The 25,816-nt window shown below is 63.2% G+C and carries 26 protein-coding genes and 2 pseudogenes; 17 read left to right on the top strand and 11 right to left on the bottom strand.

Translation table 11 applies throughout. The annotated features are described in order from the left end of the window. Nucleotides 1-86: 86 nt before the first annotated feature. Complete coding sequence (locus OKW26_RS15935) at nucleotides 87-1,352, bottom strand: ABC transporter substrate-binding protein (protein ID WP_429354347.1); 1,266 nt, start codon at nucleotides 1,350-1,352, stop codon at nucleotides 87-89. Between the two features lie 569 nt (nucleotides 1,353-1,921). Here OKW26_RS15935 and OKW26_RS15930 point away from each other — a divergent pair. From OKW26_RS15930 to OKW26_RS15895, 8 genes are all read left to right on the top strand, one after another. Then, entirely contained in the window at nucleotides 1,922-3,178 is a 1,257-nt protein-coding gene (locus tag OKW26_RS15930) for an ABC transporter substrate-binding protein (RefSeq protein ID WP_429354346.1), read from the top strand. A gap of 40 nt (nucleotides 3,179-3,218) precedes the next feature. Then, nucleotides 3,219-4,088 (top strand): carbohydrate ABC transporter permease, encoded by an 870-nt coding sequence (locus OKW26_RS15925; RefSeq protein WP_090810929.1) that lies wholly within the window; start codon nucleotides 3,219-3,221, stop codon nucleotides 4,086-4,088. After that, the gene (locus tag OKW26_RS15920) at nucleotides 4,088-4,939 is read left to right on the top strand and encodes a carbohydrate ABC transporter permease (RefSeq protein ID WP_429354345.1); all 852 of its coding nucleotides are present in this window, start codon (nucleotides 4,088-4,090) and stop codon (nucleotides 4,937-4,939) included. The genes OKW26_RS15925 and OKW26_RS15920 overlap by 1 nt, the downstream gene beginning before the upstream one ends. A 57-nt stretch (nucleotides 4,940-4,996) precedes the next feature. Continuing rightward, nucleotides 4,997-5,881, top strand: coding sequence for a phosphatidylinositol-specific phospholipase C (locus OKW26_RS15915; RefSeq protein ID WP_429354344.1), 885 nt, complete (start codon nucleotides 4,997-4,999; stop codon nucleotides 5,879-5,881). A gap of 1,448 nt (nucleotides 5,882-7,329) precedes the next feature. Then, entirely contained in the window at nucleotides 7,330-8,073 is a 744-nt protein-coding gene (phbB, locus tag OKW26_RS15910) for an acetoacetyl-CoA reductase (RefSeq protein WP_429354343.1), read from the top strand. Nucleotides 8,074-8,167: 94 nt separating this feature from the next. Further along, nucleotides 8,168-8,326, top strand: coding sequence for a hypothetical protein (locus tag OKW26_RS15905; RefSeq protein WP_429354342.1), 159 nt, complete (start codon nucleotides 8,168-8,170; stop codon nucleotides 8,324-8,326). Between the two features lie 50 nt (nucleotides 8,327-8,376). Next, nucleotides 8,377-8,643 (top strand): hypothetical protein, encoded by a 267-nt coding sequence (locus OKW26_RS15900; RefSeq protein WP_184067919.1) that lies wholly within the window; start codon nucleotides 8,377-8,379, stop codon nucleotides 8,641-8,643. A gap of 181 nt (nucleotides 8,644-8,824) precedes the next feature. After that, entirely contained in the window at nucleotides 8,825-9,079 is a 255-nt protein-coding gene (locus OKW26_RS15895) for a hypothetical protein (RefSeq protein WP_260321441.1), read from the top strand. Nucleotides 9,080-9,191: 112 nt separating this feature from the next. Here the strand turns inward: OKW26_RS15895 and OKW26_RS15890 are convergent, their stop codons facing one another. Beyond that, a complete protein-coding gene (locus OKW26_RS15890) occupies nucleotides 9,192-9,569 on the bottom strand; it encodes a DUF3022 domain-containing protein (RefSeq protein ID WP_429354341.1) in 378 nt (125 codons plus the stop codon). Nucleotides 9,570-9,832: 263 nt separating this feature from the next. On the opposite strand from OKW26_RS15890, the pseudogene OKW26_RS15885 reads away from it, so the two are divergent. Beyond that, nucleotides 9,833-10,351 (top strand): annotated as a pseudogene (locus OKW26_RS15885) (ABC transporter ATP-binding protein); the annotation flags it as partial. A gap of 44 nt (nucleotides 10,352-10,395) precedes the next feature. Here the strand turns inward: OKW26_RS15885 and OKW26_RS15880 are convergent. Further along, nucleotides 10,396-11,259 (bottom strand): alpha/beta fold hydrolase, encoded by an 864-nt coding sequence (locus OKW26_RS15880; RefSeq protein WP_429354340.1) that lies wholly within the window; start codon nucleotides 11,257-11,259, stop codon nucleotides 10,396-10,398. Nucleotides 11,260-11,367: 108 nt separating this feature from the next. Between OKW26_RS15880 and OKW26_RS15875 the strand changes: the two genes are divergently transcribed. Continuing rightward, nucleotides 11,368-12,219 (top strand): LysR substrate-binding domain-containing protein, encoded by an 852-nt coding sequence (locus OKW26_RS15875; protein ID WP_184069590.1) that lies wholly within the window; start codon nucleotides 11,368-11,370, stop codon nucleotides 12,217-12,219. Between the two features lie 177 nt (nucleotides 12,220-12,396). Here the strand turns inward: OKW26_RS15875 and OKW26_RS15870 are convergent, their stop codons facing one another. Next, nucleotides 12,397-13,527, bottom strand: coding sequence for an MBL fold metallo-hydrolase (locus OKW26_RS15870; RefSeq protein WP_429354339.1), 1,131 nt, complete (start codon nucleotides 13,525-13,527; stop codon nucleotides 12,397-12,399). 84 nt (nucleotides 13,528-13,611) lie between these two features. Here OKW26_RS15870 and OKW26_RS15865 point away from each other — a divergent pair, with 84 nt between their 5' ends. The 4 genes from OKW26_RS15865 to OKW26_RS15850 all read left to right on the top strand — a co-directional run bounded on the left by OKW26_RS15865 (nucleotide 13,612) and on the right by OKW26_RS15850 (nucleotide 15,719). Next, nucleotides 13,612-14,226: a TetR/AcrR family transcriptional regulator gene (locus OKW26_RS15865; RefSeq protein ID WP_429354338.1), complete on the top strand. Its 615-nt coding sequence runs from the start codon at nucleotides 13,612-13,614 to the stop codon at nucleotides 14,224-14,226. A 251-nt stretch (nucleotides 14,227-14,477) separates the two neighbouring features. Beyond that, entirely contained in the window at nucleotides 14,478-14,852 is a 375-nt protein-coding gene (locus OKW26_RS15860; RefSeq protein WP_184067907.1) for a hypothetical protein, read from the top strand. A 4-nt stretch (nucleotides 14,853-14,856) separates the two neighbouring features. Continuing rightward, nucleotides 14,857-15,204: a hypothetical protein gene (locus OKW26_RS15855; protein ID WP_184044876.1), complete on the top strand. Its 348-nt coding sequence runs from the start codon at nucleotides 14,857-14,859 to the stop codon at nucleotides 15,202-15,204. A 23-nt stretch (nucleotides 15,205-15,227) separates the two neighbouring features. Then, nucleotides 15,228-15,719, top strand: coding sequence for a lytic transglycosylase domain-containing protein (locus OKW26_RS15850; RefSeq protein ID WP_429354337.1), 492 nt, complete (start codon nucleotides 15,228-15,230; stop codon nucleotides 15,717-15,719). 74 nt (nucleotides 15,720-15,793) lie between these two features. Here OKW26_RS15850 and OKW26_RS15845 read toward each other — a convergent pair whose 3' ends face one another. The 4 genes and pseudogenes from OKW26_RS15845 to OKW26_RS15830 all read right to left on the bottom strand — a co-directional run. Continuing rightward, entirely contained in the window at nucleotides 15,794-17,062 is a 1,269-nt protein-coding gene (locus OKW26_RS15845; RefSeq protein WP_429354336.1) for an RNA polymerase sigma factor, read from the bottom strand. After that, on the bottom strand, nucleotides 17,059-17,427 hold the full coding sequence (locus OKW26_RS15840; RefSeq protein WP_184023933.1) for a YciI family protein: 369 nt from the start codon (nucleotides 17,425-17,427) through the stop codon (nucleotides 17,059-17,061). Before OKW26_RS15840 ends, OKW26_RS15845 begins: the two co-directional genes overlap by 4 nt. Nucleotides 17,428-17,710: 283 nt before the next feature. Beyond that, nucleotides 17,711-18,463 carry a substrate binding domain-containing protein gene (locus OKW26_RS15835; protein ID WP_429355229.1) on the bottom strand — a complete coding sequence of 251 codons (753 nt, stop codon included), beginning with the start codon at nucleotides 18,461-18,463 and terminating at the stop codon, nucleotides 17,711-17,713. 36 nt (nucleotides 18,464-18,499) lie between these two features. Then, nucleotides 18,500-18,616: pseudogene (locus tag OKW26_RS15830) on the bottom strand (LysR family transcriptional regulator); the annotation flags it as partial. 47 nt (nucleotides 18,617-18,663) lie between these two features. Here OKW26_RS15830 and OKW26_RS15825 point away from each other — a divergent pair. Next, nucleotides 18,664-19,689: an alpha/beta hydrolase fold domain-containing protein gene (locus tag OKW26_RS15825; protein ID WP_429354335.1), complete on the top strand. Its 1,026-nt coding sequence runs from the start codon at nucleotides 18,664-18,666 to the stop codon at nucleotides 19,687-19,689. 143 nt (nucleotides 19,690-19,832) lie between these two features. Here the strand turns inward: OKW26_RS15825 and acnB are convergent, their stop codons facing one another. Next, complete coding sequence (gene acnB / locus OKW26_RS15820) at nucleotides 19,833-22,418, bottom strand: bifunctional aconitate hydratase 2/2-methylisocitrate dehydratase (protein ID WP_184067887.1); 2,586 nt, start codon at nucleotides 22,416-22,418, stop codon at nucleotides 19,833-19,835. Between the two features lie 288 nt (nucleotides 22,419-22,706). Between acnB and OKW26_RS15815 the strand changes: the two genes are divergently transcribed. Both OKW26_RS15815 and OKW26_RS15810 read left to right on the top strand, forming a co-directional pair. After that, nucleotides 22,707-23,309: a DUF1326 domain-containing protein gene (locus OKW26_RS15815; protein WP_429354334.1), complete on the top strand. Its 603-nt coding sequence runs from the start codon at nucleotides 22,707-22,709 to the stop codon at nucleotides 23,307-23,309. Between the two features lie 2 nt (nucleotides 23,310-23,311). Beyond that, on the top strand, nucleotides 23,312-24,103 hold the full coding sequence (locus OKW26_RS15810) for a DUF2182 domain-containing protein (protein ID WP_429355228.1): 792 nt from the start codon (nucleotides 23,312-23,314) through the stop codon (nucleotides 24,101-24,103). A 34-nt stretch (nucleotides 24,104-24,137) separates the two neighbouring features. On the opposite strand, the gene OKW26_RS15805 is transcribed toward OKW26_RS15810, so the two are convergent. Further along, nucleotides 24,138-25,088: an alpha/beta fold hydrolase gene (locus tag OKW26_RS15805; protein WP_409259715.1), complete on the bottom strand. Its 951-nt coding sequence runs from the start codon at nucleotides 25,086-25,088 to the stop codon at nucleotides 24,138-24,140. A 134-nt stretch (nucleotides 25,089-25,222) separates the two neighbouring features. Continuing rightward, complete coding sequence (locus OKW26_RS15800) at nucleotides 25,223-25,780, bottom strand: TetR/AcrR family transcriptional regulator (RefSeq protein ID WP_429354333.1); 558 nt, start codon at nucleotides 25,778-25,780, stop codon at nucleotides 25,223-25,225. Nucleotides 25,781-25,816 lie beyond the last annotated feature (36 nt).

Below are 25,816 nucleotides of genomic sequence, written 5' to 3'. Positions count from 1 at the left end.
GCCTTTCATGTTGGTTAAGGTGTCGATGCGTGCGGTGTCCGGGCCTTCGCTACGCGCGGGTCCGGACAGTCGCGATCGTCGCGCTGCTAGTTCGCGCTTGCCTGCTGCACCTTCATGAAGGTCGGGAATTTGACCACGCCGTTGGCAATCGACTTGGGCCAGATCGCAACCTGCTTGCCGTTTTGCCATTGCAGGTCGATGCCCGTGATATAGCCGGGCCCGTACTTCAGCGCGTGCGTGAACTGATCGCTCTTGCCGTAGAACTGCCAGCGTCCGATCGTGCCCACGTAGTCGGTTTTCTCGAGTGCGTCGACCATCTGGTCCGGATCGGTCGAGCCCTTGTTGCGCTTGATCGCGTCCGCGAGGATGTAGACGAGGTCGTAGCTCGTGAAGCCGCAATACGCCGGAGAAACGCCGAACTTCTTCTGATACTCATCCGTAAAAGGTACCGTTTTCGGCGTGATCGCCACGCCCGGCGCCGCGGCCGAGGCCGTGATCACGCCTTCCGTCGCGCCGTTCGTGTCCTTCCAGAAGCTCGTGGTCGTGGCCTGCGAGCTTTGGCCCGACATCGGGATCGGCACCTGCTGGTCGTGCCATTGCACGGTCGGCTGCACGCCAACGTGGCTGATGCCGGTGGTGATCGTATCGGGGTGCTTCGCCTCGATCTGGTTGAAGATCGGCGTGAAGTCGGAAGTGTCAGGATTGAAGCGGATGTGATCGAGCACCTGAAGTCCCGCTTTGGGCAGGCATTCGAGGTAGCGTTCGTCGAGCGGCTTGGTCCACGCCGCGTCCTCGCTCATGACGACCGTCGTTTTCATCTTGAACTGGCCGACCAGAACGTCGTGTGAGAAGTCGCAGATGGACTGTGCGATGAACGCCGACGTCATCCAGCCGTGGAACGTGTACTTGTAGTGGTCGTAGTCGTCGTGAACGTGCTTCGAGATGTCGTTGCTAGCCGCGCCGGGAGTGATGAAGGGCATCTTCAGGCGTCCCGACCACGGCTCCATCGCGAGCGCCACTTCGCTGATGTAGCTGCCGATCACAGCGACTACCTTGTCCTGAGTCGCCGCGCGCTGGAAGGCGCGCACGCCGTCCGAAGCCGATGAATGGTCGTCGTACGCGACGATCTGGATGGGCCGGCCATCGACGCCACCGCTGGCGTTGATCTGGTCCGCGGCGAGTTGCGCCGCCTTGCTGATCGAAGCGCCCGCCACCGAGGATTCTTCGCTGATCACGCCGATCTTGATCGGCTCTGCCGCCGCATGGGCGCCTGCCGGCAGAGCCAGGCCCGCCGCTACCATCCCCGTCGCGACGACGCAATGAAAGTTTCGCCACACACTGTTACTGGACATCATGCATCTCCGATTCGAAAGGATCGTTGAGCAACATTTGCCCGCCACATCGCAGCATTTGAAGAATGCGCACACAACAATATTCACGGGACTCGCAGCGCTCAATCGGTACAAACGATGACCGGGTCGCTACGGATTTCATGGTGCAGAGCGGAAAAAATTTTGCCGCCCGCGCCACCGGACGCGGTTTGTCCATCGTGAGAGCGATGGCTATGGACCGCGAGACTAGCGGCCTTCATCCTCTCGCTCATTCGTGATCCGAAGCATTGTGGCCGCATCGCTTTGCGGGGTTGGTGCGGCGGTTCAATGAACCAACCCGCGCCATGATCAGCCGAGGGCGGTCGCGGCGCGGAAACGGACCACGCGGCCAAGCGTGCCTGCGTGCGGGTCCGAACACTACCCGGCAACCTTGCTTGCTGACACATGTACGTCATGCTAGGTTGCTGCAATTCCCGCTGCCGCATCTGGCATCTATTTTTCGCAACGCTGCGCGCGATCAAAAAAAAGCGGGGTGGGTTGCTCTGGACTCATCGTACGCATACGCCTTTCCCTAGAGGAATTCAAGAGCCATGGCTTCAATGATCCAGCGGACCACCCTGTTCGCCTGCCTGCGCGCGGCTTGCGTCGCGGCTTGCCTGTCCGTCGCCGCCCTTGGTGCCCATGCCGCGGATCTCGTGATCGCAGGCCGGGACGACATCTACGGCCGCGGACTCGCGCAGGCGGTGGACGGCTACAAGAAACAGCACCCGGGCCTCGATATCGAGTTGCTGAAGCTGCCGAACAACGACCTGTACCAGAAACTGAAGCTGTCATTACGCGAAAACACGCGCGCCTATGACCTGGTGATGATGGACGACACCTGGTCCCCCGAATTCATCGCCGACGGATGGCTTCAGCCGCTGCCCGCCACGCTCGCGGATGCCGACATGGTGACGTCCACGATCTCCCTCGGACGAACGTCGACGGGAACCTTGTACGCGATGCCGATCGTCGGCAATGTCGAGATGTTCGCTTATCGCAAGGATCTGCTCGCGAGTCGCGGCCTGCAGCCGCCGCGCAGTTGGGACGACGTGCTGAAGATCGCGCAGACCATCGGCACAGCCGACCAGGACGTCTCGGGTGTCGTGTTTCGCGGCGTGAAGGGTAACCCCGTCGTCACCGGTTTTCTGCCGATCCTGTGGGCCTATGGCGGAGATGTCGTCGACACCAACGGCAAGGTCACGATCGATTCGCCCGAAGCGCTGGCCGCGCTGAAGATGCTGCTCGCCCTGAAGAAGTGGGCGCCGAAGGACGTCGACGTATATGGCGCCGGTGAAGTGCGAGACGCCCTGCAAGGCGGCACGGCCGCGCAGGCCATCGAAGTGTGGCCCGCCTGGCTGCCCGCGCTCGACGATCCGGCGAAGTCGCGCGTCGTCGGCCAGGTCGCGCTGCAACCGCCGCCCGGTCAGGTCAAGGGGCCGGCGCCGATGCTCGGCATCTGGCAAATGGGTATTGCGAAAGATGCGGCACATGCGAAAGTGGCGGCGGACTTCCTCGCCTATCTGACTTCGTCGGCCACGCAAACACAACTGGCCGTGCTCGGCATTCCGCCGACGCGCAAGAGCGTCTTCGTCAATCCGACGCTCGTCAAGCAGTATCGCTGGTACCCGGACCAGCTGAAGGCGCTCGAAGCGGGCCGTGCGCGGCCTCGCGTGAAAGACTGGCAGCAGATCGAGGCGATTCTCGGCGACGCGTTGCAACTCGCGCTGACGGGGCAGGCCGCGCCCGACGCAGCCTTGCATCAGGCGGCGCAGAAGATCGCCCAGGCCAACGCCGCATTGCAGTGAAAGCGGCGGTGACAGCGCAGACAAGCGTGGGAGAGAGTCGATGAGCGGGTTGCGACGTTATCTGCCGCTGATCGTCCTGATGAGCCCAGCCGCGCTCGTGCTCGGCGTGCTGGCGCTCTACCCGATGGCGCGCGTGCTGATCGATTCGTTTTTCTCGGTGAATTACGCGTCGGGGCATCGCTCGTTCATCGGGCTCGCCAACTATCGATCGGTCATTGCGGACGGCGAGTTCGGCACGAGTTTCGTCAATACGATCCAGTTCATGAGCGTGGCCTCGCTCGCTGAAGTCCTGTTCGGCCTCGCGCTCGCGCTGCTGTTCGTGCGCGCGTTTCCGGGCCGGCGCATCGCCTTGCCGCTCGCCGTGCTGCCGATGATGCTCTCCACGCTCGTGTGCTCCGCCATCTGGCGCAATTGGCTCAATTACCGCGGCTTCCTGAATGCGCTGCTCACGGCGGCAGGTCTGCCGGCGGTGCCCTGGTTATCCGATCCGCACCTCGCGCTCTGGTCGCTGATGTTGGTCGATGTCTGGCAATGGACGCCGATGGCATTCCTGATCATTCTCGCGGGGCTGCAGTCGATTCCGCCGGAAATCGCCGAGGCGGCCCGCATCGACGGCGCGAACGAATGGCAGTGCCTGCGATACATCACGCTGCCGCTCGTTGCACCCCACGTCGCCCTCGCGATGCTGCTGCGCTCGATCGACACCTTCAAGCTGTTCGACAAGGTGTACGCATTGACGGGCGGCGGTCCGGGCAATGCCACGCAAACGCTGTCGACGTACATCTACGACACGGGTTTCCGGTTCTTCAACGTAGGACCCGCCAGCGCGGCTTCGGTACTGATGCTGCTCACGTGCGCGGTGCTGGTCTCGGGATACATATGGAAATCGGCCGTCAAGCGCGACCGTTGATGCCTCTCGCACGCTTGCAGGGTTTAGCGCGACGCTCGTCCGCTGCCGCGGTGCGAGGGCTGTTGCGGATCGCTGCGCTGGCGGTGTTGCTGCTGCCGTGCATATGGATGGCTGGCGCGGCCTTCACGCCGACGCTGGAACGCCTCGCCCATCCGCTCGCGTTGTGGCCTTCGGCGCCCACGTTCGAGCATTTCGCGGCGGTGTGGGAAAGCGGCATGGCCCAGTCGGTGCTGAACTCCGTGTGGGTCGCGCCAGGCGCCACGTTGCTCGCGCTCGCGCTGGCTTTTCCGGCCGCTTATGCCCTCGCGCGGCTTGCATTTCCCGCGCGCCTCGATCTGCTGTTCCTGCTGCTCGTGCTGGCACTGAAGCTGATGCCGCCGATTACGGTGGCCGTACCGCTGTTTTCGCTGGCCAAGTGGCTCCATCTGCTCGATTCGCTGTTTGGGCTGATACTCGCCTATCAGCTGTACGCGCTGCCGATGGCGATCTGGATGTTGCTGCCGTTCGTGCGCGACGTGCCGATCGAATTCGAGGAGGCCGCGGCGCTCGACGGCGCGAACCTCGCGCAGCGCATCGTCTTCATCGTCGTGCCGCTGTGCGCGCCAGGTCTCGTTGCCACCGCCATCTTCGTGTTCATCATCGCGTGGAACGAGTTTCTGCTGGCGCTGTTGTTCGTCTCGTCGCCGAGTCATTTCACGCTGCCGCTCGCCATGGCGGGTTATGTGACCGAGAACGGCATCGACTGGGGTGAACTGATGAGCGCGGGGCTGATTTCGTCGGTGCCGACGCTTCTGCTCGCGGGCTATGTGCAGCGCTATCTGCTGCAGGGCTTTTCGGGCGGGTTGAAGTAGGGGGCTCCGACTTCACGCCGCCGCTGCAGCAGACGCTTTGCTTATCCAGAGGTTCTCTTGCGCCCTGCCCTGACTGATCACACCGTTTCGCCGGCTGACTGGATGTCGGCCATCGATGGGAGCCGCTTGCTGTCCGCACTGACCTTGCCGGGCAGCCATGACACCTGCGCCTACACGGTCGATGACCGGCTCGCGCGCACGCAGCATGCCGCGCTCGACGATCAGTTGCACCATGGCGTGCGGGTCCTCGACATCCGCTGCCGCCATGAGGGTAATCGCTTCGCGATTCATCACGGCGGCATCTCGCTGGGTCTGACTTTCGACGATGTGGTGCGGACATGCGCTCAGTTTCTCGCGCTTCACCGCGGCGAATGTATCGTCATGTCCGTCAAGGACGAATGGCCCGCGCGCGACTGCGCCCGCGCGTTTGCCGCGACCTTCGAGTGGTATGTGGAAAGACATGCGGATGTGCGCTGGCACCTTGCTTCCGGGCGGCCGCTGCTGGAGGCGGTACGCGGGAGCATCGTGCTACTGCGGCGCTTCGCGAGTGAAGCGCCGCTCGGCATCGACCTGACAGTCTGGCCCGAGAACGCGACGTTCGATATCGACGTCGTGCCCACGCCATTCACCATTCAGGACGAGTTTCGCGTGCCGGTGCCGACATCGATCGCTTACAAATGGCGCGCCATCGATTCACTGTTGAACCTCGCCCCCGCTCTGTGCGGCGAGCGGTGGGTCATCAACTTTTGCAGCGGCACGGGGATGGCGGCGGCGCCGGTCGTCGTGGCGTGTGGCGATACACGGCATCGCGGCATTCACGAGCAACTTGCGGAGCGACTCGCGGCTCGTCCGGAACCATGCGGCACGCTGATGCTCGACTTTTGCGACTGGCAGGACTGGCGCCTCGTTGATGCGTTGATCGACTGCAACTGCAGCCGATAAGGTTTCGCTGCGGGTATGACGTCGCCCGCGAACGTCAGCGTGGTTCCTTGTTTGCCTGAGGCTGCCGCGGTGGCGGCTTCGATTCTTGTCCGCGTTGCGCCGGTTCACGCGTACAGGCGTCCGGCGGCGTGACATAAGGAACGTCGTCGCGGCAACAGGCATAGATCGGAAACCCATACGCGTTCGTGCCGACGATGGTCGTTGGCCCGTGCAGCGGGCACACCGTCTTCATGGCGCCCCCTTGAAACTCATCGATCAATCGTTTCCATCTTACGCTCGCGTGCGAACGGTGTTCTAGGTGCGCCTGCGTTGCCCTTGGAAACCCGGTCCCGTTCACCGCCGCCGACACGCATTCGCTATGCGTGCCGCGCCGCAGCGTTCGCCATTCTCTACCGCACGCGCCGCGGACGAGCGACGCTCCTTGGGCAGCCGCCCCTCGTGCAGCGAGCCGGCCGGGCCCAGGCAGAAGTGTCTGACAGCGTCGGCTGAATTGTCATTTTCTTGCATGACATGCAATGATGCATCCGGTGGTGCTCACTGCAGTGTCCTGTCATTTGGGACATTTTCGTGACATTGTTGGGGTGCTCCGCGAAGCAATCGGAGAGCGCACTCATCATCGCTGGCCATGCGCGTCCTTCGTTCGGACGTTCGAACGTCGACTTAGCTCGACTATCTCCTCTGATAGCCGACCTTTCGGAATAAGGGTATTTACCTAGCCCTTCTTCTCAAAAATTTAACAATTTGAAGTTAGAATGAACCTTCTAACATCGATTGTTATGTCATTTCATGACAGTTGAAATCCAGGGCGAAGCATCCGGTCAGCGGCACGGCCGGACTGACGAGGGTTATGGCCAACCGATCGGCCGCGACCCGATTATGGACACCGTGTCGTCATTCGACTGTTGAATACCGACGATCAGAAGTGCGATCCGGGGCGAACTGGTTTTGTGGTGTTTATTCAGTCTTACTAATAATACTTTTGCTCTGGAATCGTTTCCGACTGACATTCAGCACATTCATTGCGCATGTCGTCTCCGGGGCAAGTGGGTTCGAAATCAATCCAGGGAGAAGCAATGAGAGACCTTTCGTCCGAAGATTTGCTGAAATTCTGCCGAACGAATGCGTCGATTTTTCTTTCGCTCGCCGGCGAAGCGTTTGAAGGGCACAGAAACTCGCCGGCCTGAACCGGCAGGCGAGAAACACCATTCGGGGCATCTGGAATCTTTGAGCAGTGCGCCGGCGCGGCATATCGCCGCGAGCTGACGCACCCGGCTCCATTCGCGCAATACCACAAGCCTATAAAAACCCGCGCAGTTCAATCAATGCCGCAGCCGTTCCTCCCTTGACGCTGGAGGCGGCAGCGCATTGTGGCAAAGCGATGGCGGGTATGCGAGACGGCCATTGGGTATTCACGATCCTCGCAGACATTACGATCACGGATGGAAAGGATGACGAAACGAATCGTAGTAGTAACGGGCGGCATGGGCGGCCTGGGAGAAGCGATCAGTACGAAACTGCACGACGCAGGGTATGCGGTGGTAGTCACGCACTCGCCGAACAACACCGGTGCGGACAAATGGCTGGCTGACATGGAAACTCAGGGCCGGAGCTTCCGCGCTTACCCGGTCGATGTGGCCGACTACGACTCATGCCAGCGTTGCGCGGACAAGATTCGGGCGGAGGTCGGCCCGGTCGACATCCTGATCAACAACGCGGGGATCACCCAGGACATGACCCTCAGGAAGATGGACAAGGTGAACTGGGATGCGGTCATTCGCACGAACCTCGATTCGGTCTTCAACATGACCAAGCCGCTGTGCGAAGAGATGGTCGCACGAGGCTGGGGGCGCATCGTCAATATTTCGTCCGTCAACGGTTCAAAAGGCTCGGTCGGCCAGACCAACTACGCCGCGGCCAAGGCCGGCATGCACGGCTTCACCAAGTCGCTAGCACTGGAAGTGGCGCGCAAAGGGGTCACCGTCAACACGATTTCGCCGGGCTACCTGGCCACCAAGATGGTCACCGCGATTCCGCAGGAGATCCTCGATACGAAGGTCCTGCCGCATATCCCGATGGGACGGCTCGGCAAACCCGAGGAAGTCGCGGCGCTCGTGCTCTATCTCTGCTCGGACGATGCCGGCTTCGTGACCGGCTCCAATATCGCGATCAACGGTGGCCAGCACATGCAGTAACGCGACACACCGCGCCGGTACGCCCCGGAACATCGGACGAAGCGGCGTGAACCATTCACGCAACACCCCTGTGCTTCCATGAGAGGAACGTGTCATGAGTGAGACCTGGATGGGCCTGATCATTGGGGGCTCGGCCCTCGGCATCGCAATGCTGATGGTGATTGATCACTATCGCCGTGAGCGCAGACGGGCACGACTGCTACGACAGCTGGATCATCATGAGTGGTGGCATCAACCGCGCGGGCGAATGTAGGTGCATCGTCCGTGCCAATAACAAATCAGATACATCGAGAGGGCTGAAGAATGACACCGGAAACCACCGGACAACTAAAGGCCACAGGCCATCAGATTACGGTTCGTACGAGGCGCGGCTGCATGCGGGTCGCCGCAGTGTGGCAGGTATTGATGCCGGTCGCAGATGCCATCGAGGAGGTACGGATTACGAGCAACCGTAAACGTGACGTCGAAGACATGACGATCGCGTTTGCCGACAGGCTCTCCGGATCGCTGCACACCGTTCTCAGGCAGTTCGAGACGATGCCGTGGGTGGCCGCCGCGGAGCTTTGCTGAACACCGGGGCCGTGCCGCTTGCAATGGGTCGCGTCGCCACGCGACCCCGCGCGCGTCATGCTACCTGGCCCGCCAGGTAGCTGGCGGGCGCGCGCCCCGCATGGGTTGTTTGGCACGAACCGGCCAATTGAAGCCGGACGTATACGACCGGACCCAGCCGGTCACCACCTGAGAGAAGTGGATGAAAACAACAATCAGGAAAGGGCCCCCGGACAGGGAGAGCCCCTATACACCCCTGACCGCTGGAGATGCGATTTCCCATCTCGAACGGATCCTGTCCTCCGATGGCGCGGATTCGTTGTTCAGCCGGACCTACTGGCGCGCGCGTGTTCAGCAGGTGAGCGCTACTCAAGGACTGACTCCGCAGCAGCAGGCAAGGCTCGTGAAGTTGCTCGAGTCGCTCCCGCCCCCGGTCCCGAGCGAAGAATCGTGCTAGTCACTTTTCGACCTCGCTACATCGTGGAGATTCAGGCGCAACTCGATTGGCAGGCGGCCGCCGGCTCGGACAGCCAATCGGCAAGCCGCGGACGTACGCCGTCCGCGATGGATCAGAGCTGATCGTCGACATCCAGCAGCCGATCCTCCACATGCAGGTCTTCGGCGCACTCTCCCCGCAAGGGCAACTCACCGCCTTCCGCTCGGAGTCGATCGCGGACCATTTGGCAGAGGCGTTCGCGCACGAGGATACGTTGTGCCGTGTCCATCTGCGCGTAACGCTGAATCTGCGGATCCGAAAAGTGGAGTGTGAGCACGCATCGCGCATCCAGCGTCGTGTCGCCATGTGACTCGACGACCCAGGAGGCCTGGATAAAGAACGTCCGGCCGTCGTCGTAGCTGCTGATCGCGGGCGCCTTCGGCGACTCGAATAGTGTGGAAAGAGCCAGTTCGATTTCTTCGACGCGCTGGTTCAGATCGATGTCTTTCATTGAAACTCCTCCTTGTGGTCGAAGGCCCGGTTGCATGGCATCGGGCGTCGTCGTGACCGCGGGGTCGCTCGACGCTGCGCCCGAGTCGCCCGCTGGCACGACGGCGCTCGCGTGTCCGCACTATGCGTGCCGGCTTTGCGCCTGGCCCCGCCGAATTGATGAATCGATGAATACGCAAGCAAGAACCGTGTCCGGCTGCCTCTGGCCGCCCAATGAAGAGGCAGCGTGCTTCGGCTGAAGCCGTCGAAATCGCTGGCGCGTCCCGAAGTGGGCGCGCGGCTCGTGAAGCAAAGCGCGGACTACGACCGCACCGGCGCGCGCTGGCCGGCATCGGCTGGGTGCCGCAGGAACGCAATATCCTCAAGTCGCTGACGGTCGAAGAGAACCTGACGGCGATCGCCGTGTCCGGTCCGTGGGATCTGGCTCGCATCTACCGGATGTTCCCGCGCCTGCAGGAGCGCCGCGCCAATATGGGCAACCAGCTCTCCGGCGGCGAGCAGCAGATGTTGGCCATCGGCCGCGCGCTGATGCTCAATCCCAAGGTGCTGCTGCTCGACGAACCGCTCGAGGGCCTCGCGCCGATTATCGTGCAGGACTTGATGCGCATCCTCTCGGAGATCATCCGCGACGAAGGCCTCTCAGTGATTCTGGTCGAGCAGAACGCGCGCAAGGCGCTGGGCATCACGCACAACGCCGTGGTGCTCGAGCGCGGCTCGGTCATTCATTCGAGTACGGCGGCCGAGTTGCTGGCCCAGGATCACAAGATCGATACCTTGCTGGCCGGGAAAACCAGCGTGCACGCCGGAGCACTCTGCCGCCAACCGGGCTACGCCGCGAAAGTCGCAACCGCCCTGTTGAACGCATCCGGTCTCGCGACATTCATCCCATGCGACGCACCGTCGATCGTTTCGCGTTCGGCAAACTCGATCCACTGTTCGAGCTTGTCGACCGTATTGCGGAACATACGGGGACTTTTCTGGCCGTCGATCAACAACGTACGGCACTTGATATCGCGCGCGGCTTCCGGCGTATAGGCGGGAAGCGGATCGAGCAACTGCTTTGGCAGCGTGAGCGCGTTGTCGAGCGCCATGCGACGAAAGCTCTCCGGGCTTTTGTTCCAGAACCCCGGCATGCTCACCGAGTCGACGAACATCGACAAGCCGGCGTCGAACTCGCCCCGCTCGATCAGTTCCGCGACCCGTGCGCGCAACACGTTGGTCGCTGGCGGCATGAACGCAGGCTGCCCCCTCGGTTCGGTTTGCAGCGGGCCGCCGGGATCGGCTAGCGTCAGCGTCTTCACGAGGCGCGGAAATTCGCGCGCGAGATGGAAAGCCACGCACCCACCCCGCGAGTGACCGACCAGATGAACGGGAGCAAGGTCGAGCGCCGTGATGAATCCGGCAATTTCCTCGACGTGCGCTTCCCAACTGAAGTCGCTGTGTCCAAATGCATCGATCTCAGGCCAGTAATGGCTCAAGCTCGGCGCGAAGCAGCGAAACCGGCCCGACAGGGAGGCCATCTGGGCGTCCCAATAGCGATAGTCGCAAAGCGAGCCGTGCACGAACACCATCGGCTCGCCGCGCCCGGACTCGACATACGGTATCGCAAGACTCGATGCGGTGGTCACAAACGATGGCGCGGCCGCGCCAAAGGCCGGGGCCAGAATCGATGGGCTGGTACGTGCATTCATCACAGGACTCCTTTGGCGCCACTATCGAGGGTGTGCTCGCAAAAGAAAATCGCATAATATTGATGGAATCGATCTACTTTTCTGATATCAACCATCATGGCAACGGAAATGAAAGCGCTCGATCTGGACGTGCTGTCCATGATCATCGCGGTCGCGGACGCCGGCACGATCAGTCGCGCGGCGCAGGTCGTGCATCGTTCGCAATCGGCGGTGAGCATGCAGATCAAGACGCTCGAGACGGCGCTCGGCAAGGCGCTTTTCGTGCGCAAGCCTCGCAGCGTGGTGCCGACGCAGGACGGCGAAATGCTGTTGACCTACGCGCGGCGGATGATCGCCCTGCGCGACGAAGCGTGGGCAGCGGTGGTACGGCCCGACGTGACCGGACGCGTGGTGATCGGCGTGCCTGACGACTATGCGACGTCACTGTTCCCGCCGATCCTCAAGAAATTCTCGGCGACCTATCCGAAGGTGGAGATTCAGGTAGTGGGCCTGCCAAGCGTCGCTCTCGAGCCCATGTTGAAAGACGGCACGGTCGATCTCGTCTGCGCGACGCGCGTGAAAGGATTGCACGGCGAGTTCTTGCGTCATGAACCGATGGTCTGGGCCGCCGCGCCAGGCGCGACCGAGATCTGGCGTGAAAGGCCCTTGCCGATCGCCGTGTTTTTGCCCGGCAGCGTCGCGCGGGAGAAAGCCATCCGGAGCCTGGAGCGCGCGCGCATCACCTATCGAACCTCGTATGAAAGTCCGAGTCTGCTGGGTCTGCTGACGATGGCCGAGGCCGGACTCGCGGTGACGCCTTTGGCCAAGTGCGCGGTACCGGCTCACTTCTCGCTGCTGGGAACCGCGAATGGCCTGCCGGAAATCGGCACGCTTGAAGTCGTGCTGGCGCGAAGTGCCGCTTCGAAACGGCCCGTGTGCGATTTTCTCGCGGAACGCATTCTCGCCGACCTGAAGAATTGACCCGCAGATCGACCGTTGCGTATCACGCCGCGGCGGACAGTTCCGACGGAGCGTACTTCGAGGTCGCGAGCGCTTCGGCGGGAACGGCAACGTGCGCGCGCCGCACCCGCGCGCCGCCGCGAAACAGTCCGCTCGTGCGCTCTCGTGCGCCGCAAAGACGTGGCGGTGCCAACGACCTCAGGACGACTCCCCCTCCTGGACCCCGCGCGACGCGCACATCCGCCACGAAGCCTTCGGCACGGCAGCGGTTTGCGCAACGTCGCGCCACCAGCGTTCGCCGCGATGCACCGCGGTCAGATCGAGCCGCTCGCCCATGCGCGGTGTCGACAGCGCGACGCCGCGCGCGAGCGCCAGCCCCGTCACCCTTTCGAACGGCTCCTGCCAGCGATGCATCGCGAGGTCGAAGGTGCCGTTATGGATCGGCACGAGCCAGCGGCCGCGCAGGTCGATATGCGCCTGCACGGTTTCTTCGGGCTGCATATGGACGTATGGCCACATCGCGTCGTACGCGCCGGTTTCGATCAACGTGACGTCGAATGGTCCGAGGCGCTCGCCGATCGCGCTGAAACCCTCGAAGTAACCGGTGTCGCCGCTGAAAAACACGCGCAAATCGTGATCGACGATTACCCACGACGCCCACAATGTCCGGTTGCCGTCGAACAGGCTCCGCCCGGAGAAGTGCTGCGCGGGCGTCGCGGTGAACTCGATGCCCTCGACCTCCGTGCCCTGCCACCAGTCGAACTGCCGGACCTTTGCCGCGTCGATACCCCATTCGATGAGCCGGTCGCCGACCCCAAGCGGCGTCAAAAACACCTCGGTACGCTGCGCCAGTATCAGCACGGTCTCGCGGTCGAGATGGTCGTAGTGATCGTGCGACAGGATCACGCCGTGCAGCGGCGGCAAATCGTCGAGCGAGATCGGCGGCGCATGAAAGCGCTTCGGACCGAGATTGCGGAACGGAGACGCCCGCTCGGCGAACACGGGATCGGTCAGCCAGAACTTGCCGCGCAACTTCAGCAGCATCGTCGAATGACCGAGCCGGTACAGGCTGCGGTCGGGCGCCGCGTCGAGTTGCGCGCGCGTCAGCGTTTCGACCGGCAACGCGTCGGCCGGCACGGTGCCGCGCGGCTTGTTGAACAGCACCGTCCACGCGAGGCCGAGCGTTTTGCGCAGGCTTTCCGCCGGACGCGGCTTGACGTTGCGAAAGCGCTCGCCGTCATGCTGCGGCGACAGGCTGAACCTCGCGCGGCTGCGCTGTGCGGCGTTCACGCCGAGCATTCGGCGGACCAGGGCGGGAAGCGACGTCATGAAGTTTACCTTCCGAAGAAAATTTACACTCGGCAGTGTAGATTATCTTAAATAAAAGTAAACTGCTCAGTGTAAAATTGTTGGATGGAATCCTGTGCCCGCCCCCAACGTCTGACTGACCGAAAGCGCGTCGCGATCGTCGCTGCCGCGATCGAGGAATTCCTCGCGGCCGGCTACGACGCTACCAGCATGGACCGTATCGCCGCCCGCGCGAATGTCTCGAAGCGCACGGTCTATAACCATTTCCCGAGCAAGGAAGCACTTTTCGCGGCGATTCTCCATCAGCTGTGGGACGCGAGCCATGACGGCGATGCACCCTCTTATCGTGCTGACCAACCGTTGCGCGCGCAGTTGCTCGATCTGCTGGAGCGCAAGCTGCGGCTGCTTCACGACGAGTCCTTTTTGTCGCTTGCACGGGTGGCGATCTCGGCTGGCATCCATTCGCCGGAGCGCGCGCGGGACATGGTCGCTCGCATGGGCGAACGCGAGGAAGATCTGACGGCGTGGGTCCGGGCGGCCGCCGCGAACGGCCGCATCAAGACCGATGACCCCGTCTTCGCGGCACTGCAGTTGCAGGGGCTCGTGAAGGCTTTTGCCTTCTGGCCGCAAGTGGCGATGGGGCAAGTGCCGCTCGATGCCAAGGAGCAGAAGCGCATCGCGGAAGCGGCGGCGGATATGTTTCTCGCGCGGTATGCGTGAGTCGGTTTGCCGGGTTGGGGCGTCAGGTCGATCGCGTTCAGACGAGCGTACGCGTAGCAATCGCTGTGGCTTTACCCGACAGGGCAAGAAGTTCTTTGCTCGAAGGCGGAGGTGCACGCAGCAACCTTCCGGGAAGCGGCGCCGCGAGAGCGAACTCTTTCTTTTTTCGCAAACGTTTGCCCCCAGGTATCAAGTCTGAGCATCCCAAGCCGAAAACGCGTACATCGCCACGAAACTTTGGAGACCCCGACGTGACGCGCGTTGTGCTCTTACTTGCCGTAATGTTTGTAACGGGCTGTGCACAACTGCAGCAGCCCAATACGGCTCAAGCCGAGAAACCTGCGGTGTCGGACGTGATCATGAAGTTCGACATTCCCGCCGATGCACTCGGCGCGCGCGATCCGCAACTGACTACGGTGCTCGCCAAGGCGGGTGCGCTCGCCGCCGCGCAGAAGCAGCCCACTGTGATCCGCGTAACGGCGCTGGGCCAGGACTTCAAGTACATCAACCAGGCGATCTGGCGGGGCGTGCCGCAGCAGGGGCTCAAACCCACGCTCGAAAACCTTACGACCGGCGCGAACCAGACGTACAGCGTCTCGATCCAGCCGCTACATGCGGGGAGCTGACACGATGCGCCTGATTGCTTTCGCCGCGGCATCGCTATGCTTAGGTTCGGCCGCATGGGCGGGCCAGCCCGCTGCCAGCGCGCCTGCGACTGCGGCCGGCACTGCCACCGCTGTCACCACAGCCTCTGCGGACAAGGTCTACCCGCCGCTGCCCACGCTCTCCATGCTGCCGCCCTCCACCGGCGACGACGACGATCTTCCCGCGCCGCGCTCGACGTCGCACAACAAGAAAAAGACGCACCAGCACGATTGCCGCTGCGCGATGCCCACGCCGCGCCTCGTCGTCTCCGATGCGTCGCGCACCTATCTCAAGGACATCGAGCGGCAGCTCGATTCCGCGCTGGCGCAGTAAAGCAGGACCTGGAGCCCCGACTCATGGACCAGCACAAGACCAACGCCTTCCGCCCTTTGCGGTCGTGGGCCCTATGCGCCTGGGCGGCGCTGCTGGCGCTCGGCAGTTCGGCCGCGCAAGCCGCCCCGTCCGCCGACGATTGCTTCGACAAGGCCGGCGCTTACCAGGGCGTCAATCCGCACGTGCTGCGCGCCGTGGCATGGCGCGAATCGAAAGGCGACGCGAGCGCCATCAACCGCAACGCCAACGGTTCGATCGACGTGGGGCAATTGCAGATCAATTCGATCCACTTTCCTGAACTCGAGAGCCGGGGCATTCCGCACCGCGCGCTCACGGACCCGTGCGTGAATATCTTCGTGGCCGCGTGGCTGCTCAAGCAGAAGATGGTGCGATACGGCAACACATGGCGCGCAATCGGAGCGTATCACTCGGAATCGCCGCACGAGCGCGACGCCTACGCGCGCAGCATCCAGGCGATTCTCGTGAGCTGGGGGCTGTTGCAGCCGGAGCGGTAAGGTTCAGGCGCAGGCCTGTCGGGGCAAAGCCGCCACGCCCGACCTGACGAAGCAGGCAAACGCAACCCACTCCGCTAACTGCTCGTCGACGCAAGCTCCATTCGCTTGCGCTGCAGGAACCGGCGTACGGCCGGATCACGCTCAAGGCCGATTGCCAGATCGTACGCGTCGAGTGCTTGCGCAGTCGCGCCGGTACGCGCGAGCAGATTGGCGCGTGCGGCCCAGTAGGGCTGGTAGTCGGCCAGCCGCGGGTCGTCCGCATACGGCGCAAGCGCGTCGAGCGCCGCCTGCGGGCCGTCGCGTTCGGCCACGGCAAGCGCACGGTTCACGGCGACCACCGGCGACGCTGCAATGGCGAGCAGCCCATCGTAGAGCTGCACGATCTCGTCCCAGTTCGGGCGACGCGTCCGGCAGCGATCCACATGCGCCGACTGCAGCGCGGCCTCGAGCTGAAAGCGCCCGATTGCGTTGAGCGCGTTCGCGCGCCGCAGCAGTGCGTTCGCCGCGTCGATCATCGGCGCGTTCCACGTTGCAGGGTCCTGGGCCGACAGCGGCACGTAGTCGCCAGCCGCATCGCGTCGCGCATCACGTCGCGCCTGTGCAAACAGCATCAGCGCGAGCAGGCCCAACGTCTCCGGTTCGTCAGGAAGCAGCTCGACGAGCAGTTGCGCGAGATACAGCGCCTCGTCCGCGAGGTCGCGCCGCTCGGTATCGCCGCCGACCGGGTCCGTCCAACCTTCCGCATACGCCGCATAGACCGCTTCGAGCACCGCGTCGAGCCGGCCGGGCAGCTCCTCGCGCTCGGGCACGCTGAACGGAATGCCCGCTTCGCGGATCTTGGTCTTCGCCCGCACGAGACGTTTGCTCATCGCGGCGGGCGACATCAGGAACGCCGACGCAATCATCTTCGCTTCCAGCCCCAACACCACTTGCAGCATCAGCGGCGTCCGAATCGCGGCCTCGAGCGCAGGGTGCGTGCACGCGAACAGCAGCGCAAGCCGCCGGTCGGGCAACGCGCCTGCCTCACTCTCGTCGATCTCGTCGGCGAGGATCATCAACTGGTTCGCCACGTCGTCGCCAACCTGGCGGCGACGCGCGCCGTCAATCGCCCGGCGGCGCGCAACCGTCATCAGCCACGCTTCAGGACTCGCGGGACAGCCGTGCTCCGGCCAGTCCGCGAGCGCGGCCGCGAATGCGTCGGCGAGCGCGTCCTCGGCTGCGGCGACGTCGCGCGTGCGCATTGCCAGCAGCGCGACGAGCTTGCCGTAGCTGCGGCGAGCGACCGCCTCGGCAATCGAACGCGCGGCGCCGTCATCGCCCAGGGCGCCGCCGGACGCACTCATGCAGTGGGTGCCTCGTAAGGGGCGGTCCAGACCGGGCGCACCTCCATGACGCCGTGCGCCGCGCCGGGACAACGCGACGCCCACGACATCGCCGCGTCGAGGTTCGGCACGTCGATCAGGTAGTAGCCGGCGAGTTGCTCCTTCGAATCGGAATACGGTCCATCGAGCACTTGCGGCTTGCCGTCGACGAGCCGCACCGTGGTGGCCGTGTTCGTGTGCTGCAGCCGGTTGGCCCCCACCAGAGCCCCCGCTTTCTTCAACGATTCGGTGTACGCGTGATAGGCGGCAACGCCTTGCTGCCGCTCGCTTTCGGTCATCTTGTTCCAGCCGTTTTCTTCCGAGTAGATCATCAACAGGTATTCCATTTGAGCCTCCGTCATGGGGTTGAGGCGGATGAATTGCATCGGCCGCCATCACAATGACGCGCGGGCCGCATGCTGGCGGACAGGGGGCGTCAAAAAAATCGCGGACGACCGCCTGGGACCCCCGCTGCATTGGAAAAAGACGCTTGGATCACAGCCGGTTCGACCGTGTTTCGCCAAGCATTGTCGGACGGGTCAAGTGCCTTGTCGACCGGCGATTGGCTGCGGCGCGGTAAGGCCGAACCGCGATCCCTGTTCGGCATGATCCGTGTCGGCGGAACACTCGCTAGGTCCTGACCGGGACAAAGGCCGGACCGGGATCAGACGTGAGAATTTCCGAAACGAAATCGATAAATACGCGGGTCTTGGTCGGCAATCGTCGGCCGGCAGGATGAACGGCGTGGATGGGCATCGGCGCCGGCGCGAAATCCGGCAACAGGCTGACGACCGCACCGCTCGCGATCTCCGGCGCAAAGAGCCACGCCGGCGCTTGAACCAGTCCCATATGGGCGAGCACGGCAGCGCGAATCTGTTCCGCGTCGCCGGTGTGAAAATTGCCGGACGGGACGTGCAAGCCGGGACCGTCGACGTTTTCGAAGCGCCACGCCCGCGGCTCGCGCAGCGGTGCGAAAACGACGCAGGCATGTCGGGCGAGATCCTGTGGCCGTTCGGGGCGCCCGTGTTTTTCGAGGTAATCCGGCGTTGCGACGACAACGACTGGGCTCGATGCCAGCTGCCTTGCAATCATCGAAGAGTCGGCAAGCCGCCCGCTTTTGATCGAAAGGTCGAAGCCCTCCTCGACCAGATTGACGGTTCGCTCCGTGGCCGACAGGTCCACCGACACGTTCGGATACCTGGCGAAAAATGCCGGCAGGCGCGGCACCACATACAGCCGGCCAAAAACCGGCGCCACGGTGACCCGGACCATCCCGGCCGGCGAAACCTGACCGCGCCCTACGGACGATTCGAGCTCCGTGAAATCTCCAATGATGCGCAAACCCGCTTCATAGACCGATTGTCCCGTCTCGGTCAGCGTCATGCTGCGCGACGTGCGCCTGACCAGTTGGGCGCCAAGATGGCGTTCGAGCGACGCGATCTGCTTGCTGACCGCGGGCTGGCCCACGCCTATTTCGCGCGCCGCCGCAGCGAAACTACCCGCTCTCGACGATGCGGACGAAAAGTTTGAGCGCATCCAGACGGTCCACTCCTTGCCTCCCAAAACTTCCAGAATGGAATTGATTGTATTCCGTTCAGCCTTCTTCTATACGCTGCGTGGAATCGATATCGTCTGCCCATCGACCACCGCTAACGAAGGAGCAAATGATGAGCGTCGTACAGCAGACCAACCTGATCGAGATGCGGCACCCCTTGAGTGACGACGACCGCGAGGCGGCGATCTCGGTGCTCGACCGTACTCAGCGACTCTTTGCGGAATTCGGCGGAGCCTCGCGTGAGGCCTACGACGCGATGACGGCGCAAACGCCTATAGCGGATGGCGTCGATCTTGAAAGAGTCGAGAGCGCGGACGTAAAAGGTTGGTGGATTCGGCCCGAATCGGCCGTGGCCGGCCGCGCGATCCTCTTTCTGCACGGAGGCGCGTTCGTACTCGGGTCTGCCACCGGTTATCGCGGCCTGGCGAGTCAGATCGCCGTGCGTGCCGGCATCGACACCTTCGTTCTCGACTATCCGCTTGCGCCCGAGCATCCGTTTCCCGCGGCATACGATGCCGTGATCGAAGCGTTGCGGTGGATGGCGCAGTCAGGCATTCGCGACATCGCGCTGGTTGGCGACTCGGCAGGCGGCGGGCTCGCGCTTGCGGCGCTGGGCGCTGATGGAGGTCGGTCGATGAACGTTTCTTGTGTGGCCACTTTTTCGCCGTGGCTCGATCTTGCGTTGACGGGCCCGTCGTCGCGCAGTGAGGAGACCCGCGACCCGGTCTTGACGCGGCCCATACTCGCCGATGCCGCGGCCGCGTACCTTGGGTCAGCCGATCCCGCGGACCGACGGGCGTCGCCGCTGTACCACGTTCCCGCACATCTGCCGCCGATCGCCATTCAGGTCGGTACGGACGAACTGCTGCTCGACGACGCCCGGCGCTACGCGGCTGCCGCTGCGCAGCGGGGAAACACGGTGCAGTTGGAAATCTACGAGGGACTCCATCACGTGTTCCAGCGCTCGACCGACGAGCTTGCAAGCGCCCGATACGCGTTGGACCAGGTCGCGGGGTTTGTCTTGCGATGCGGATCGGCTATCGCCAGTCCCTGAGATTCCTCTGCGATCCCGGCGAGGCTGCCGCGCGCGGACCTCGACTCGAACGCCGCAAAAAAAATGGCGCCGCAGGCATTCAGCCCACGGCGCCATTTCGTGGCGCTACGACGCGAACCACACGCCGTAGTCCGACAGCACACTTACATCGTCACGGCGTCGGCGACTTCCTTGAAGTCCTCGATCTGGTCGAAGTTCATGTATTGATAGATCTTGTCGCCGTTGGCGTTGAGCACGCTCATGTCGGCCATGTACTCTTCCTTGGTCGGGATCTTGCCGAGGCGCGAGCAGATCGCCGCCAGTTCCGCCGAGCCGAGGTACACGTTCGTGTTCTTGCCGAGGCGGTTCGGGAAGTTACGGGTCGACGTCGACATGACCGTCGCGCCTTCGCGCACCTGTGCCTGATTGCCCATGCACAGCGAGCAGCCCGGCATTTCGGTACGCGCACCAGCCGTGCCGAAGACGCCGTAATGGCCTTCCTCGGTCAGTTGCTTCTGGTCCATCTTGGTCGGCGGGGCCACCCACAGCTTGACCGGGATGTCGCGCTTACCTTCCAGCAGCTTCGACGCGGCGCGGAAGTGACCGATGTTGGTCATGCACGAGCCGATGAACACTTCGTCGATCTTCGCGCCGGCTACGTCGGACAGCGTCTTCACGTCGTCCGGATCGTTCGGGCAGGCCACGATCGGCTCGTGGATGTCGGCGAGATCGATCTCGATGACGGCTGCGTATTCGGCGTCGGCATCCGGCGACAGCAGTTGCGGGTCGGCCAGCCACTGCTCCATCGCCTTGATGCGGCGCTGCAGGCTGCGCGGATCCTGGTAGCCCTGGGCGATCATCCACTTCAGCAGCGTGACGTTGCTGTTCAGGTATTCGATGATCGGTTCCTTGTTCAGGTGCACCGTGCAACCGGCGGCCGAGCGCTCGGCGGAAGCATCCGACAGTTCGAACGCTTGCTCGACCTTCAGATCGGGCAGGCCTTCGATTTCGAGAATGCGGCCGGAGAAGATGTTCTTCTTGCCTTGCTTGGCGACCGTCAGCGTGCCTTGCTTGATCGCGTACAGCGGAATCGCGTTGACGAGGTCACGCAGGGTCACGCCCGGCTGCATCTTGCCCTTGAAGCGGACCAGCACCGATTCCGGCATGTCCAGCGGCATCGTGCCGGTGGCGGCCGCGAAGGCGACCAGACCCGAACCGGCCGGGAAGCTGATGCCGATCGGGAAGCGCGTGTGCGAGTCGCCGCCGGTGCCCACGGTGTCGGGCAACAGCATGCGGTTCAGCCACGAGTGGATCACGCCGTCGCCCGGGCGCAGCGCGATGCCGCCACGGTTGCTGATGAAGTTCGGCAGCGTCTGGTGAGTCTTGACGTCCACCGGCTTCGGATAAGCGGCGGTGTGGCAGAACGACTGCATGACGAGATCGGCCGAGAAGCCGAGGCACGCCAGGTCCTTCAGCTCGTCGCGGGTCATCGGGCCCGTGGTGTCCTGCGAGCCGACCGAGGTCATCTTCGGTTCGCAGTACGTGCCCGGACGGACGCCCTGGCCTTCCGGCAGACCGCAAGCGCGGCCGACCATCTTCTGCGCCAGCGAGAAGCCCTTGCCGCTATTGGCGGGCTGCTGCGGCAGGCGGAACAGCGTCGACGGGGCAAGGCCCAGCGCTTCGCGTGCCTTGGCGGTCAGGCCGCGGCCGATGATCAGCGGAATGCGGCCGCCGGCGCGCACTTCATCGAACAGCACGTCGGACTTGACCTGGAACTCGGCGATCACTGCGCCGTTCTTCAGGGCTTTGCCTTCGTACGGGCGCAGTTCGACCACGTCGCCCATTTCCATCTGCGACACGTCGAGTTCGATCGGCAGAGCGCCGGCGTCTTCCATCGTGTTGTAGAAGATCGGGGCGATCTTGCCGCCGAGGCACACGCCGCCGAAGCGCTTGTTCGGGATGAACGGGATGTCTTCGCCCGTGAACCACAGCACCGAGTTGGTGGCCGACTTGCGCGAGGAGCCGGTGCCGACTACGTCGCCCACGTACGCGACCAGGTGGCCCTTTTCCTTCAGCGACTCGATGAACTTGACCGGGCCGCGCTTGCCGTCTTCTTCCGGGGTGATACCGGGACGCGCGTTCTTCAGCATTGCCAGTGCGTGCAGCGGGATGTCCGGACGGGTGGTCGCATCCGGGGCCGGCGACAGGTCGTCGGTATTGGTTTCGCCCGTCACCTTGAAGACGGTGATGGTCAGGCTTTGCGGCACTTCCGGACGGCTCGTGAACCATTCGGCGTCGGCCCAGCTCTGCATCACGGCCTTCGCATTGGCGTTGCCCTTGTCGGCCAGTTCCTTGACGTCGTGGAACTGGTCGAACATCAGCAGGGTTTTCTTCAGCGCGTCGGCGGCCACGGTGCCCACTTCGGCGTCGGACAGCAGTTCGATCAGCGGCTGGATGTTGTAGCCGCCCAGCATCGTGCCGAGCAGTTCGGTGGCACGGGCGCGCGAGATCAGCGCGCAGGCGGTCTGGCCGTTGGCCACGGCGGCGAGGAAGCCTGCCTTCACGCGGGCGGCTTCGTCCACACCGGCGGGCACGCGGTTGGTGATCAGGTCGAGCAGCGTCTGCTCTTCGCCAGCGGGCGGGTTCGTCAGGAGTTCGACCAGCTCGGCGGTCTGCTGAGCCGTCAGCGGCAGGGGAGGAATGCCGAGCGCGGCGCGCGCGGCCACGTGAGCACGAAAATTTTCAAGCATGGGGGACCTGCTGGTATTTGCGTTTCAGGGAAAGGCTTTTAAGGCACTCCAAGCTGTGCCGGGCACTGCTTCGATCGCGATTTTAATTGCAATACCCATGCAAGGTCAAATGTCTTATGTCTTATATAAGAGTTGCGCCCCTCCTGCACCGCAAAAGCACCGACTGTGTAAGCCGCTTCAATCATTCGCAGCGCCCGAACACTTTGATTACTGCCCGCTTAACGGCTACAACAGAGGATGTCCGGCGATGTTCTTCCCGGCCGGATCCAACCGGCAGCGGAGGCGTGAATGAGCTATCAACTGATGGGCAGCATCCTCGAAGTGTGTGAATGCAAGGTGCTGTGTCCGTGCTGGATCGGAGAAGATCCCGATAACGGCGTTTGCCGCAGCGCGCTTGCATACCACTACGAGCAAGGCATGATCGACGGCGTCGATGTCTCGGGCCTGACGATCGCGTTCGCGGCGTTCATTCCAGGCAACGTGCTCAAAGGCGGCTGGCGCGTCGCGATGTTCGTCGACGAGCGCGCGAGCGACGCGCAATTCGACGCCCTGGTTAGCGTGTACCGTGGCGAGCGCGGTGGCCCCATCGCGGATCTCGTGCAGTTGATCGGCGAAGTCGTGTCCGTGGAACGCGCGCCGATCGAATACGCGGTCGTCGACGGCAAGGGCAGGATGAAAGTCGGCGAAGCCATCGAGGCCGAGTTGGAGCCCTATCGCGGCCCGACCGGCGAGCCGACCAAACTGGTCGAAAGCATCTTTTCGACGATACCCGGCTCCCCTGCTTTCGTCGGCAAGGCGAACGCATTCCGCCTGCGGCACGAAAAGCTCGATCTCGACCTCGCCTTGACCGGACATAACGCCATTCAGGGATCGTTCAGCTTCGCGTCGTGAAGATGCTCGCACGCTCGCGGCTGTTCGCGCCGCTGTTCGTCGCATTGACGGGCAGCGCGTGGATCGCGTTATGGATATGGGACGCGGGGCCCTATGCGCGTTTTCTGCATCATGCGAGTTGGGCCGAACTGCCGCTCGTCGGCGCGATATGCCGTGAGGTGCCCGGCGCGAGCCTCACGATTGCGGCATTGCTGCACAGCGTCGCATGGCTGCTGATGATCGCGGCGATGATGCTGCCGACCGCCTTTCCGCTCTTCGACACGTTCCGGCGGATGACCGTCGCGCGCGCCAACCGGCGCACGCTGATGGCGCTTCTGATCGTCGGTTATGCGACGATGTGGGCGCTGTTCGGCGTGCTCGCGCACGGCTTCGACGCGGCGCTCCATCTGGTCGCGGACCAGTCTGCGAGCTTGCTTGCAAACGGCTGGCTGATCGGCGCCGCGATCGTCGCGCTCGCGGGCCTTTATCAGTTCAGCAGCCTCAAGCACCGATGTCTCGACAAATGCCGCTCGCCGCTGATGTTCATCACCGAGCATTGGCGCGGCAGGAGCGCGCGCCGCGAGAGCTTTGCGCTCGGCATCAGTCACGGCGCTTTCTGCATCGGCTGCTGTTGGGCCCTGATGCTGCTGATGTTCGCGGTCGGCACTGGCAGCGTCGGCTGGATGCTGGCGCTGGGCGCGATCATGTCGGCCGAGAAGAATTTCAGCTGGGGCAGCTCCATCGGCAAGCCGCTCGGCATTGCGTTGCTTGTGTGGTCCGCATGGATCGTCGTACATCACGCCCGCATCGCCTGAGCCATGCGCGGCATCTTGCGCCCCCGTAGCCCCGTTACCCCTCTGCGCTTCCAAAGAACGCAGTGAGTTCGTCGGCGACCGCGCGCGGTTGTTCTTCTGGAATGAAGTGCCCGCAGTGACTAATGATGCGGCCTTTGACGTCGGTGAAAAAGGCTCTCAAAGGTGTTGCCATATCGGCGATGGAACCTTGATCGGAACCGAGCGTCAGCAGTGGCAGGTCGAGCATGCCTCGTTGCTTCAGTTCTGCATTCTGTTGGGCGGACACATGCGCGGCCCGGTAATACGCAAGGCCCGCGCGTAAGCCGCCGTCTTTCTTGAGAATGCGTAGATATTCATCGATATCGGCGTCAGTGAAAGTATCGGGATTGGCCGCCTTTCGCCGCAAAAACCAGTCGAGGTATTCACGTTCCTTGCCGGCGAGCAGCACTTCCGGCAGGTCCGGTAGCCCGTGAAATGCGAAATGCCAGGTGCGCCATGCACGCTCGGGCGCGCTCGGCAACGCATCAGGCAACGTCACGCCGGGGATCCCCGCATCCAGCAGCGCGAGTCGCCGGATCTCGTCGCCGAACATTACGGCGTAAGGAAAAGCCACCCACGCTCCAATGTCGTGTGCAGCAAGAAAGTACCGGGTCATCCCCAGTTGCTGGAGCAAACCGTGAACATGGCTCGCAAGGGTTTGTGTGTCGTAGCCGTCCATCGGACGATCCGAATCACCTTGTCCGGGAAGGTCCGGTGCGACGACTCGGTAGGTCTTTGCAAGCAGTCCCATCACTTTGCGCCAGGCGAACCAGCTCTCGGGAAAGCCCGCGAGCAACACGACCACGTCGCCCTGTGGGTTTCCACCGGTGACGTAGTGCAGCCTCAGTCCGTCTACGGTTGCGAACTTGTGCTCGAATCCTGCTAACCCCGCAACGGGCCTTGCTACTGGCAACGTGCTTACGAATCCGGAACTCCCTGATGGCACCGGCGAGTGATGTGTTTTCACGAACGAAACTCCTCTGGGTTGGGGGATGACACCGTTGAGCGGCTTTTCTCATTGGCGGATGATGTTAGGAAATGGACGTTTCCTAATATGGTGAGCGGCACGCGGAGGTCATGCGATGCCATGTCTTGCTGTGCTTAGTCCAGCAGACGCATGGCCTGATCCGCCGCCGCCATCATGTGTGCCCGGGATCGCCCGACTTTGCCGACGACTCTCAAACCTTGCGTCAGACTCAGCAGTGCGCGGCCGGTAGCGTCCGGATCCACGGCGGACGCGATCGAACCGTCTGTCTGGCCCACTCGGATCAAACGACACAACAGACGCTCCGTTCGCTGCAAAGACGCGACCACGTGACTCGCGACCTCATCATCGAACGCCACCAGGTCGACTGCACTTCCGACTACGAGACAGCCTCGCTTGCCCTCTTCGCCAATTGCAGACTCAGCATAAAACCGCAGAATGGCCCGTACCTTGCCGCGGCCGGTCTGCTCCGCGTCGAGCAGGCTCTGCAACTGGCCATTTCGTAGGTGGATGTAGCGCTCGAGCGCGGCAAGGAATACCGCTCGCTTATCGGCGAACGCCTTGTAGATACTGCCGGCGGTGAGCCCCATCGCGGACCCAAGGTCGCCAAGAGACGTCCCTTGATAACCGCGCTCGCGAAAAATCCGGATCGCGCCGTCCAGCGCGACGTCCATGTCGAATTCGCGTGGACGACCTGGAGCACGTGGCTG

The sequence above is a fragment of the Paraburkholderia sp. 32 genome, assembly GCF_050435345.1.
Classification (GTDB): Bacteria; Pseudomonadota; Gammaproteobacteria; order Burkholderiales; family Burkholderiaceae; genus Paraburkholderia; species Paraburkholderia tuberum.
The sequence above is the reverse complement of the archived record's forward strand: the minus strand, read 5'-3'. Positions and strand labels throughout refer to the sequence as shown.